The 11,984-nt window shown below is 62.4% G+C and carries 10 protein-coding genes; 9 read left to right on the plus strand and 1 reads right to left on the minus strand.

Annotated features, from left to right (window positions below; genetic code table 11):
* Positions 1-130 precede the first annotated feature (130 nt).
* Entirely contained in the window at positions 131-1,570 is a 1,440-nt protein-coding gene (locus HMPREF9697_RS09910) for an EAL domain-containing protein (RefSeq protein ID WP_002717068.1), read from the plus strand.
* A gap of 155 nt (positions 1,571-1,725) precedes the next feature.
* Positions 1,726-2,586 carry a TIGR01459 family HAD-type hydrolase gene (locus HMPREF9697_RS09915; protein ID WP_002717069.1) on the plus strand — a complete coding sequence of 287 codons (861 nt, stop codon included), beginning with the start codon at positions 1,726-1,728 and terminating at the stop codon, positions 2,584-2,586.
* A gap of 79 nt (positions 2,587-2,665) precedes the next feature.
* Here the strand turns inward: HMPREF9697_RS09915 and HMPREF9697_RS09920 are convergent, their stop codons facing one another.
* A complete protein-coding gene (locus tag HMPREF9697_RS09920) occupies positions 2,666-3,058 on the minus strand; it encodes a response regulator (protein ID WP_002717070.1) in 393 nt (130 codons plus the stop codon).
* Between the two features lie 203 nt (positions 3,059-3,261).
* On the opposite strand from HMPREF9697_RS09920, the gene HMPREF9697_RS09925 reads away from it, so the two are divergent.
* The 7 genes from HMPREF9697_RS09925 (at position 3,262) to arfB (ending at position 11,969) form a co-directional block, all read left to right on the plus strand.
* Positions 3,262-4,248 carry a bifunctional riboflavin kinase/FAD synthetase gene (locus tag HMPREF9697_RS09925; protein ID WP_002717071.1) on the plus strand — a complete coding sequence of 329 codons (987 nt, stop codon included), beginning with the start codon at positions 3,262-3,264 and terminating at the stop codon, positions 4,246-4,248.
* A 118-nt stretch (positions 4,249-4,366) separates the two neighbouring features.
* On the plus strand, positions 4,367-7,342 hold the full coding sequence (gene ileS / locus HMPREF9697_RS09930) for an isoleucine--tRNA ligase (RefSeq protein ID WP_002717072.1): 2,976 nt from the start codon (positions 4,367-4,369) through the stop codon (positions 7,340-7,342).
* A 3-nt stretch (positions 7,343-7,345) separates the two neighbouring features.
* Complete coding sequence (lspA, locus tag HMPREF9697_RS09935) at positions 7,346-7,846, plus strand: signal peptidase II (protein ID WP_002717073.1); 501 nt, start codon at positions 7,346-7,348, stop codon at positions 7,844-7,846.
* An 81-nt stretch (positions 7,847-7,927) separates the two neighbouring features.
* Positions 7,928-8,647: a hypothetical protein gene (locus HMPREF9697_RS09940; RefSeq protein WP_002717074.1), complete on the plus strand. Its 720-nt coding sequence runs from the start codon at positions 7,928-7,930 to the stop codon at positions 8,645-8,647.
* Between the two features lie 124 nt (positions 8,648-8,771).
* The gene (locus HMPREF9697_RS09945) at positions 8,772-10,169 is read left to right on the plus strand and encodes a M16 family metallopeptidase (protein WP_002717075.1); all 1,398 of its coding nucleotides are present in this window, start codon (positions 8,772-8,774) and stop codon (positions 10,167-10,169) included.
* Complete coding sequence (locus tag HMPREF9697_RS09950) at positions 10,166-11,518, plus strand: M16 family metallopeptidase (RefSeq protein ID WP_002717076.1); 1,353 nt, start codon at positions 10,166-10,168, stop codon at positions 11,516-11,518. The genes HMPREF9697_RS09945 and HMPREF9697_RS09950 overlap by 4 nt, the downstream gene beginning before the upstream one ends.
* A 34-nt stretch (positions 11,519-11,552) precedes the next feature.
* Positions 11,553-11,969 (plus strand): alternative ribosome rescue aminoacyl-tRNA hydrolase ArfB, encoded by a 417-nt coding sequence (arfB, locus tag HMPREF9697_RS09955; RefSeq protein WP_002717077.1) that lies wholly within the window; start codon positions 11,553-11,555, stop codon positions 11,967-11,969.
* The last annotated feature ends 15 nt before the right edge of the window (positions 11,970-11,984 follow it).

Consider the following 11,984-nt stretch of genomic DNA (forward strand, 5'->3'; position numbering starts at 1 on the left):
TTGATAGCCAAGGCGCTGGGCGGCTTTTTGCTCCCCGACCATGCACCCGGCGGTGGAGAAACACCGACGGAACTTCCCGGCGTATCAATCTTGATGCTAGAATCACCCGTGCCGGGGGGATAACTGCTGCATGGTTCGCGTATCGACGATTTTCATCGCCATTTGCATGGTGCTGATCGCGGCTTCGCTCGGCCTGATTCTGTATGTGATGACCGGCCTGAGCATGCGCGAGTCCGCCCTCGTCGCGCTCGCCACTCTGACCTGCCTCATTCTCTACAACGCCATCTCGATACGCATCCGTGGCCGCGCCGACGTCAACGGCCAGATCGCAGATCTGTCGCGTGGCACCGCCGATCTCGCGCGGCAGGTCGCCGAATACGGCCGGCGCATGACGCTGATCGAAACCAGGCTCGCCAATGCGGACCATGCCGCGCAGGATCGCGCCCGCTCGGTGATGAGCGAGATCGGCGAGCTTGGCCTCATGATCAAGAACCTCGCCGGATCTGTTGCGACCCATGACGAATTGCTGACTTCAGCGACAAGCCTCACGGCCGCGCATCACCCTTCCCAGTCTCAAGTGGCGAGTGCACCTCAAGTTACGCCCATCGAGCCGCCCCGTGTGATCGAACAGCCCGCTCCGGCATCCGCCTCGCTGCAGGCCGCCGCGGAGGCGATCTCAAATCTTCCGGACGTGATCGCCGCCATCAGGAGCGCGGCGGAAGCCAACCGCATCGACCTCTATCTGCAACCGATCGTGTCGCTGCCCCAGCGCAAGGTGCGGTTCTATGAGGCCGTCTCACGCCTGCGCGACGAGAAGGACCACGTGTTCACCGCGGGCCAGTTCATCGACATCGCGGAATCGAGCGGCCTGATCGGTCAGATTGATTACACAGTACTGTTCCGCTGCGTTCAGGTACTCCGCCGCCTGCAGGTGCGGACCAAGGACGTCGGCATGTTCTGCAACATCTCCGGCGCCACGCTCGCGAACCCGGATATTTTCGGCGAGTGCATCGCCTTCCTCGAAGCCAATCGCGCGCTCGCGCCGTCACTGGTGCTGGAATTCAAACAAAGCGCATTCCGCAACTTCGGCCCCATCGAGATCGAGCATCTCGCGGCCCTGAAGCGGCTCGGCTTCCAGTTCTCGATCGACAACATCACCGACTTCAGGATCGATGGCCGCGAACTCGCCGACCGCGGCGTGCGCTATCTCAAGGTGCCGGCCCCACTCCTGCTCGACCAGCAGGACGCCGCGTCGTCCGACATCCATGCCGCCGATCTGTCGAGTCTGCTCACGCGCTTCGGCGTCGATCTGATCGCGGAAAAGATCGAGGGCGAGCGCTCCGTGCTGGATCTGCTCGACTACAATGTGCGGTTCGGCCAGGGCTTTCTGTTCTCCGCACCGCGTCCGCTGCGTCCCGAAGCCGCAGTGCCGACCCCGGTCGCCGCGAGCAGCCAGCCGAAAGCGTCCGCTCCCCCGCCTGCCGAGCAGGTCGCGATGCCAGCCCGCACGGCCGCCGAGACGCGCCTCTCGGGCACTGCCGCGCTCGCGCGGCGGATCGCGCAAAGCTAGTGTCCCGAATTCGAAATTCACCTCGATCTGCAGCAAGTTTCTTGGCTAACTTCTGAACCACCACACTGGTGCGGCCTTTCCTTCTTCGCCGCATCGTGGCAGGGGTTGATCGTGAGCGCGGCTCCCGCGCCTGATCCTTTCCCCGGACTTTCCTGATGACCCTACCCCGCTTCGCCCCGCATCTGCGCGACCTCGTTCACGACACCGACGTTCTCATCAGCGACATCTGGGGCGTGGTCCATAACGGCGTGGTTGCGTTTCCCGAAGCCTGCAAAGCCCTGCAGACATTCCGCAAGCAAGGCGGCACCGTGGTGATGCTGACGAATTCACCGCGCCCGACACCTGCCGTACAGGAGCAATTGCGCGAATTGCGCGTGCCGGACGATTGCTATGACGACATCGTCACCTCCGGCGACCTCTCCCGCCACTACATCGCGACACGTCCCGGCGAGCCGCTCTATCAGATCGGGCCTGATCGCGACGGGCCTGTCTTTCATGGTCTCGACATCGATTTCGCGCCGCTGGAGCGCGCGGATTACATCGTCTGCACCGGGCTGTTCGACGACGAGACCGAGACGCCGGAAGATTATCGCAAGACATTGCTCGCGGCCCTGGATCGCAAGCTGCCGATGATCTGCGCCAACCCCGACATCATCGTCGAGCGCGGCCACAAGATGATCTATTGCGCAGGCGCCGTCGCCGAACTGTATCGCGAACTCGGCGGCGAAGTGACGTTCTACGGCAAGCCGCACCGCCCCGCCTATCAACGTGCGTTCGAGCTCGCCACCGCACGGCGCGGTTTGGTCGTACCACGCGAGCGCATGCTGGCGATCGGAGATTCAGTGCGCACCGATTTGGCCGGCGCCAACAATTTCGGCATCGACTGCGTGTTCGTCACGCGCGGGATTCATTCGGCCGAATTCGCAAGCCTTGAGGAAATCGACGCCACCACGTCGAAACAATTATTCGGCGATACCAAACCGCCCTTCGTTCTGATGCGGGACTTGCGCTGGTAAGCGCTGGAGCAACTGCCAAAAGCAAAATGCCCGGCGCGAGCCGGGCATTTCAGAAACGAATTCGCCGTTCGATCGATGCTTAGGCGTTGCTGTCAGGGAACACCGCGTCGATCTTGGTCTTGAGCGTCGCCGCATTGAACGGCTTGACGATATAGTTGTTCACGCCGGCCTTCTTCGCCGCGATCACGTTCTCGGTCTTGGATTCGGCGGTGATCATGATGAAAGGCGTCGTCGCGAGATTGGGATCGCCACGCACTTCCTTGAGCAGGTCATAGCCCGTCATCGGCTCCATGTTCCAGTCGGAAATCACGAGCCCGTATTTCTTGCCGCGCATCTTGGCGAGCGCGGCCGAGCCGTCGCTGGCGTCGTCGATGTTCTCGAAACCGAGTTGCTTCAACAGATTGCGGATAATGCGGATCATGGTGTTGTAGTCATCTACCACCAACACCGGCATCGATAAGTCCATAGCCATCGCTCAGCTTCCCCTGAACGCCCCACACATGGGCGCGCTTCGTCTATATTCTATAGTGGCGCGATCCGGACCTTTCAGCCCCAGCTCAGCCTCAGGGGGAAATTGCTAGCATCCCGGCTTAAACAGCCAGTTAATCCGTTTCATCGCCTTGACTTCATCCCCGCCAGCCGGTCACTTCCAGCATCCTGTTTGCACTTGGCGTTATGATAAAAAATCCGTTTCAAATCATCCGCGACGCCACTCCGTCCGCCGACATACCGCGCGGCGCGGTCATCGCGCTCGGCAATTTCGACGGCGTTCACCTGGGACACCGGACCGTCATCGCGGCCGCCGAGAAAATGGCGAAAAGCGCCGGGAAAAAAGCTTTCGCGCTGAGCTTCGAGCCGCACCCGCGCAGCTTCTTCACGCCGACTGCCGCGCATTTCCGTCTCACCAATGAGCAAGCCAAGCTGCGCCTGCTCGCAGGCACCGGGCTCGACGGCGCAGTGGTGCTCGATTTCAACGCCGCCCGCGCCGCGACCACCGCACTGGATTTCATTAACCAAGAACTCGTCGAGCGGCTTGGCGTGTCCGGAATCTCCGTCGGCGACGACTTCCATTTCGGCAAGGGCCGCGGCGGCTCGCCTGCGACTTTAGCCGAACAGGGCGAGCGTCTCGGCATCAAGGTTCACATTCAATCGCATGTCGATTTGTCCGACCTGCCGATTTCATCCAGCGCCATCCGCGCCGCGCTCGCCGAAGGCCGCATCCGCGATGCCACCGCCATGCTCGGCGGGCCGTGGTTTGTCAGCGGTACGGTAATCCACGGCGAGAAGCGCGGACGCGACCTCGGCTATCCCACCGCCAACATCCGGCTCGATCCGCATGTCGATCTCAAACACGGCATTTACGCCGTGCGCGTCGGGCTCGGCGGCGGCAGCGATCCGCAGCGCTTCAACGGGGTCGCCAGTTATGGCCGGCGGCCGACCTTCGACAACGGGCCGCTGCTGCTTGAGGTCTTCCTGTTCGATTTCAACGCCGACCTCTATGGCCAGACGCTCGACGTCGCCTTTATCGAATATCTCCGCGACGAGCTGAAATTCGACAGCGTACCAGCGCTGATCCAGCAGATGGACGACGACAGCCTGCGCGCACGCGCCGTGCTGGAGGCCGCGCCCGGGGCATTTCCAACCCTCGGCGCAATCGGCTGAACGAGAAGCCGTCTTTCCCGTTCAACCCGGTCCACATGGGGCAAAAACATCGGCCTGATGAGGGTATTTACCGTTTTGGACCGTTTCCCCACGGCCAGAAAATGCTATTCACCCCGCCATGACCGAGAAGCCCAAATCCGACGCCCCCGATTATTCCAAGACCCTTTACCTGCCGCAGACGGATTTCCCGATGCGCGCGGGCCTGCCGCAGCGCGAGCCGGACTTTTTGGCGCGCTGGAACGAGATCGGCCTGTACGAGCGGCTGCGCGAACAGTCCACGGGTCGCCCAAAATTCGTACTGCACGACGGCCCGCCCTACGCCAACGGCAACATCCATATCGGCCACGCGCTCAACAAGATCCTCAAGGATCTCGTGACCAAGAGCCAGCAGATGCTCGGCTTCGATTCCAATTACGTTCCGGGCTGGGACTGCCACGGCCTGCCGATCGAATGGAAGATCGAGGAAGGCTATCGCGCCAAGGGCAAGAACAAGGATGCGGTGCCGATCAACGAATTCCGCAAGGAGTGCCGGGTCTTCGCGCAGAAATGGGTCGACATCCAGCGCGAGGAATTCAAACGCCTCGGTGTGATCGGCGACTGGGCACACCCCTACACCACCATGAACTTCGCGGCCGAAGCGCAGATCGCGCGCGAGATCATGAAGTTCGCCGCCAACGGCCTCCTGTATCGCGGCTCCAAGCCGGTGATGTGGAGCGTGGTCGAGAAGACCGCGCTCGCCGAGGCCGAAGTTGAGTACGAGGACCACATTTCCGATACGGTGTGGGTGAAGTTTCCGGTGAAAGCCGCGTTCGGCCGTCTCGCCAATGCGTCCGTCGTGATCTGGACCACGACACCATGGACGCTGCCCGGAAACCGCGCCATCTCGTTCTCCTCCAAGATCGCCTACGGTCTCTACAAGGTCATCGATGCGCCCACCGACAATTGGGCGAAGACCGGCGATCTGTTGATTCTGGCCGACAAGCTCGCGCCGGACGTGTTCAAGCAAGCGCGCGTCACTTCCTTCGAGCGCGTGTCGGACATCGACAGCGGCATCCTCGACGCACTCGAATGCAGCCATCCGCTGAAAGGTCTGGACGGTGGCTACGAATTCACCGTGCCGCTGCTCGATGGCGATCACGTCACCGACGACACCGGCACCGGTTTCGTCCACACCGCGCCGGGCCATGGCCGCGAAGACTTCGACATCTGGATGGCAAATGCGCGCGAGCTGGAAGCCCGCGGCATCTCGTCGACGATTCCCTATACGGTCGATGCCGACGGCGCGCTGACCGCGCAGGCCCCCGGCTTCACCGGCAAGCGCGTGCTTACCGACAAGGGTGAGAGGGGTGACGCCAACGACGCCGTCATCAAGACTCTGACCGAGCGCGGCGCTCTCTTAGCGCGTGGCCGCCTCAAGCATCAATACCCGCATTCCTGGCGCTCGAAGAAGCCGGTGATCTATCGCAACACACCGCAATGGTTCATTGCGATGGACAAGGACATCCTCAACAGCGGCAAAGCGAAGCCCGGTGACACGCTGCGCCACCGCGCGTTGCAGGCTATCCAGGTCACCCAATGGGTGCCCGAACAGGGCCAGAATCGCATCACCGGCATGATCGCGGGCCGCCCCGACTGGGTGGTGTCGCGCCAGCGCGCCTGGGGCGTACCGATCACCGTATTCGTGCGCGAAAAGGGCGACGGCTCGGTCGAGATTCTCCGCGATGAGACCGTCGATCTGCGGATCGCGGAAGCCTTCATGAATGAGGGCGCCGACGCCTGGTATGCCGACGGCGCACGCGAACGCTTTCTCGGCTCGCACGCCAACGAAGCCTGGAAGAAGGTCGACGACATTCTCGACGTCTGGTTCGATTCCGGTTCGACGCACGCCTTCGTGCTGGAGGACGCGCAGCAGTTTCCTGGCCTCGCCGGTATCAAACGCAAGGTCGATGGCGGCAACGATACCGTGATGTATCTCGAGGGAAGCGACCAGCATCGCGGCTGGTTTCATTCCTCGCTGCTGGAAAGCTGCGGCACACGCGGCCGCGCGCCCTACGACATCGTTCTCACCCACGGCTTCACGCTCGATGAGCATGGCCGCAAGATGTCGAAGTCGCTCGGCAACACCACCGCGCCACAGGACGTCATCAAGCAATCCGGCGCGGACATCCTGCGCCTGTGGGTAGCGCAGTCAGATTATTCCGACGATCTGCGGATCGGGCCGGAAATCCTCAAGGGCACCATCGAGACCTATCGCAAGCTGCGCAACACCATCCGCTGGATGCTAGGCAGCCTCGCTCACTTCCACGACGAGGACCGCATCAGGGTCGACGAGATGCCCGAGCTCGAACGGCTGATGCTGCATCGGCTGAGCGAGATCGATGCCATTGTGCGCAAAGCTTATGCCGAATTCGACTACAAGACGGTGATCGCCGCATTGTCGCATTTCATGAACACCGAACTGTCGGCGTTCTATTTCGACATCCGCAAGGACACGCTGTATTGCGACCCGCCGTCATCGGTCGCACGCAAGGCCTCTCTCACGGTGATCGACTATCTGTTCCGCAGCATCGTGACCTGGTTCGCGCCAATTCTATCGTTCACCGCCGAGGAAGCGTGGCTGTCGCGCTATCCCGACGCCACCTCCGTACATCTGGAGTCGTTCCAGAAGGTGCTCGCCGCATGGCGGGACAATGCGCTGGCGCAGAAATGGAACACGATCCGCGACGTGCGCCGCGTCGTCACCGGCGCGCTGGAAGTTGAGCGCGCAGCCAAGCGCATCGGCTCTTCGCTGGAAGCTTCGCCACTGGTCTACGTCTCGGACATGGCGCTGCTCGGCACCCTCGCCGATATCGATCTGGCGGAAATCTGCATTACCTCGAATGCGATGGTGACAAACGAGACGCCGCCCGCCGGTGCATTCACGCTCAGTGACGTGCCGGGCGTTGCTGTCGTGGTTGAGAAAGCCGCCGGCAAAAAATGTGCGCGCTCGTGGAAGATTCTCCCGACCGTCGGCGACGATTCCGAATATCCGGATGTCACGCCGCGCGATGCGCAGGCGCTGCGCGAATGGAAGGCGCTGGGAAGGACGGCCTAGCCGATGTCTCCCCTGCTGCGCTCCGGGCTGATTGCCGCCGCTGGCGCCCTGATCGCCGATCAGGCCTCCAAGCTGTGGCTGCTGTATGTCTTCGACATCGGCCGCCGCGGCATGGTGCAGGTCACGCCCTTCTTTGATCTCGTGCTCGCCTGGAACACAGGCATCAGCTACGGCTGGCTGCAGGACATGGGCACGACGGGCCAGACACTGCTGCTGGCCGGAAAGGCGCTTGCCGTCGTCCTGCTTGCGGTGTGGATGGCACGCTCGCAAACGCGACTCGCGGTGATCGCGCTCGGCCTCATCATCGGCGGCGCGATCGGCAACGCCATCGACCGCATCGCCTACGGAGCGGTGGTGGATTTCGCCCTGTTCCACATCGCCATCGCGGGAAAAACCTATAGTTGGTATGTGTTTAACCTTGCCGACGCGGCGATTGTTGCCGGTGTCGCCGCCCTGCTATATGACTCCCTCTTCGCGCCAACCGCCGCAAAAACGCCCCGATAAACGGCGATATACGGTCCGGCTGATGGCGCTTAAGTGACTGTGCTGTCGCCATATTTCCTGTCGAAAGCTGGACGGATCACGATGATTTCCCTGCGCCCCGATGACACCCTCACCGCCAAGGCCGCGCTGATGCGCCTGTTCAAGGTTGCCGGAATGGCCTGTGCCCTGACGCTCGTTGTCGCTTCCAACGTGGCTCGCGCCGAGGACGACGGAGAGCAGCAGCCGGAAATGAGCTTCGAGCACAAGATGATCGACGGCCTGCTGCGCGGCCTCGGCGGCCAGACCATGGAAGATAACAACAAGGGCATCGAATATCGCGAGCGCTCACCTCTGGTGATCCCGTCCAAGCTCGATCTGCCGCCACCCGCCTCGAAATCCGCGCCCGCGGTTGCGAACTGGCCGAAAGATCCGGACGTTCAGGCCCGCAAGGAAGCTATCGAAGCCAGCAAAAGATCGGCTCCGGATTGGGATGCGGCCAAACGTCCTCTGCTGCCGAGCGAGCTTGCCAAGAAGCCTTCGTCCAAGAGAAGTGCGACGGCACTTAATGACGATCGTCCCGGCATGGACAATTCCAATTACAATCTGCTGAGCCCGTCGCAGCTCGGCTTCAAGAACAGCATGATGTCGGACCTGTTCGGCGGCGGGAAGAACGAGAGCGTCAAGTTCGTGAAGGAGCCTGAGCGGAGCGAACTGAGCCAGCCGCCAGCCGGCTATCAGACGCCTTCGCCGAGCTACGCCTACGGCTCGGGTCCGATGGAAAGCAAGACCAAGAGAGACTACAATCCGCTCTTCGATAAATAGTCCGTGCAGGCGCTCCGGCTCGCACATTGATTTGTCGTAAGCTTGCATCGCGCGCCATGATCCCGCCATCTGGACGGCTCACTCACGGCTGTTCTTCGCATTCTTTCGGAGTCGATATCGGATCATGCGCGATCTCAAAATCATTTCCCGACGTGATGCACTGCGCGGTATCGCGCTGACCGCCACGGCGCTGACCACACCATGGCCCGCTTTCGCGGATACGGCGCCGACCTCGAACCAGCCCTCGACCTTCACCATCGCCAACGGCCTTCAGGTCGTGGTCATTCCCGACCATCGGACGCCGACCGTCACCCAGATGATCTGGTACAAGGTTGGCTCGGCCGACGAGACGCCGGGCAAATCGGGGCTCGCGCATTTTCTCGAACATCTGATGTTCAAGGGCACCGCGAAGCATCCGGCCGGGGAATTCTCGCAGAGCGTGGTCCGCGTCGGCGGCAGCGAGAACGCCTTCACCTCGTTCGATTACACCGGCTATTACCAGAGTGTGCCGCGCGACAAGCTCCCGCTGATGATGGATTTCGAATCCGACCGCATGACCGGGCTGATCCTCAAGGACGAGAATGTCCTACCCGAGCGCGACGTCGTGCTGGAAGAATACAACATGCGCGTCGCCAACAGCCCGGATGCGCGGCTGACTGAGCAGATCATGGCAGCGCTCTATCTCAATCATCCCTACGGCCGTCCCGTCATCGGCTGGCGCGCCGAGATCGAGAAACTCAACCGCGAGGAAGCGCTCGACTTCTATCGCCTCCACTACGCCCCCAACAATGCGACACTCGTGGTCGCGGGGGACATCACGGCCGAGGATCTGCGGCCGATGGTCGAGGCTACCTACGGCAAGGTTGCGCCGCAGCCTTCGATCCCCGCCAAGCGCATCCGCCCGCAGGAGCCGCCACCTGCGGGTCCACGCACCGTGACACTCGCCGACCCACGCGTCGAGCAACCGAACCTGCGCAGGCTTTATCTGGTGCCTTCGGCGGTCACGGCTGCTGCCGGCGAGAGCGAGGCGCTGGAAGTGCTCGCGCAGCTGATGGGCGGCGGCATCAACGCCTATCTATTCCGCGCGCTCGCGGTGGATCAGAAAATCGCGGTGAGCGCCAATGCCTGGTATCAAGGCACGGCGCTCGATCCCTCGCAGTTCGGCATCGCCGCCTCGCCGAAGCCCGGTGCCAGCTTCGAAAAGATCGAAGAGGCGATCGACAAAGTGATCGCGACCGTTGCGCAAACGCCGGTACCGGCCGAAGACCTCGAGCGCGCCAAGACGCAGTTGATCGCGGAATCGGTGTATGCGCGCGACAGCCAGAGCACGATGGCACGATGGTACGGCGCAGCAATCACTGTCGGCCTCACGGTTGCCAGTATTCAGAGCTGGCCGGACCGCATCCGCACGGTCACTGCGCAGCAAGTGAGCGATGCAGCGCGCAAATGGCTCGACAAGAAGCGCTCCGCGACGGGCTATCTCATCAAGGAAGCGCATTCGCGCGAGGAGAAACGCTCGTGAGAAACGCTTTGAAAAATCTCGTCCGGCCCCTCGCTTTCGGCGCGGCGCTGCTCGCTTTCGGCCATGTGCCCGCGCAGGCGGCAGCGAAAATCCAGCGCGTGGTTTCACCGGGCGGCATTGAGGCCTGGCTTGTGCAGGACGCGACCGTACCGCTGGTCGCAATGCAGTTCGCCTTCACCGGCGGCAGCGCGCAGGACCCCGCCGACAAGCCCGGTGTAGCCCAATTGATGGCCGACAATCTCGACGAAGGCGCGGGCGACCTCGATTCCAACGCCTATCATGAGCGGCTGGAGCGCCGCGCGATCCAGATGAACTTCACCGTGACGCGCGATCAGATCCGCGGCTCGCTGCGGATGCTGAAGGACAACCGCGATGAGGCGTTCGACCTGCTGCGCCTCGCGCTGACCGCGCCGCGTTTCGATGCCGAGCCGCTGGAGCGCGTCCGTGCGCAGACGATATCGATCCTGCGCCGTGAATCGGTCACGCCCGGCTCGATCGCCGGCAACAAGTTCTTTGCCGCCGGATTCCCGAACCATCCTTACGCGCATTCGCCGCGCGGTACACTGGAGAGCGTTCCCACGATTACCGCTGACGATCTGCGCACCTACCGCGAAAAGGTGTTCGCACGGGACGGGCTGACCGTTGCCGTGGTCGGCGACATTGATGCCGAGGCGCTGGGCCAGCTGCTCGACAAGACATTCGGCACCTTGCCCGCGAAAGGCACTCTAGCTCCCGTGCCTGATGTAACGATTGCCACAGGCGACAACAGAATTTTCGTGCCGCTCGATGTGCCGCAGACCAACATTCTATTCGGCGGACCATCAATCAAGCGCGACGATCCCGACTTCATGGCGGCCTATATCGTCAACCACATTATCGGCGGCGGCTCGCTGTCGTCGCGGCTCTATCACGAAGTGCGGGAAAAGCGCGGCCTCGTCTATTCCGTCTCCACGTCGTTGTGGTGGATGGACAAAACCTCGATCTTCCTCGGCAACACCGCGACCCGCGCCGACCGAGCCAATGAGACGGCAGACCGGATCGCCGCCGAGCTGAAGCGCATCGCCGACGACGGCCCAACCCAGCAGGAGCTGGACGAGGCCAAGTCCTATCTCAAGGGCTCGCAAATGGTGGCGCTGGATTCGTCCACCAAATTCGCCGGGGCGCTGCTGCAATACCAGCTCGACAAACTCGGCATTGACTATCTCGACCGCCGGCCGGCGATCATCGATGCCGTGACACTGGACGACGCCAAACGCGTCGCCAAGAAAATCTGGAGCCATCAGCTTCTGACGGTCAGCGTCGGTCGCCCGCCCGCAGAAGCCGCCACGCCCAAGCCGATCAAGAACTAGGTCGTTTCCGTCTCGGCTGTGCTATCTGTGATCCATGATCCGGGTCACACGCGATATCGTCATCGACGAGAGCGACATCGACATCTCCTTCGTCCGCGCCTCCGGGCCGGGCGGGCAGAATGTCAACAAGCTCTCCACCGCGGCGCAACTGCGCCTCGATGTGGGCCGCCTGCAGCTTGCCACCGATACGCTGACGCGCCTGCAGACGCTCGCGGGCCAGCGCATGACGAAGGACGGCGTGCTGGTACTGCATGCCCAGCGCTTCCGTACCCAGGAACGCAACCGTGCCGACGCTATCGAGCGCCTCCTCGTCCTGCTGCGCGAAGCGGCTGTGCGTCCGAAGACGCGCCGTCCTACCCGGCCGACGCTCGGCTCGAAAAAGCGCCGCCTTGATGGCAAGAAACGCCGCTCCGATATCAAGGCGGGTCGAAGCACGCGGTTCGACGACTAAGCGAATCAACGGCGC

The sequence above is a fragment of the Afipia felis ATCC 53690 genome, assembly GCF_000314735.2.
Lineage (GTDB): Bacteria > Pseudomonadota > Alphaproteobacteria > Rhizobiales > Xanthobacteraceae > Afipia > Afipia felis.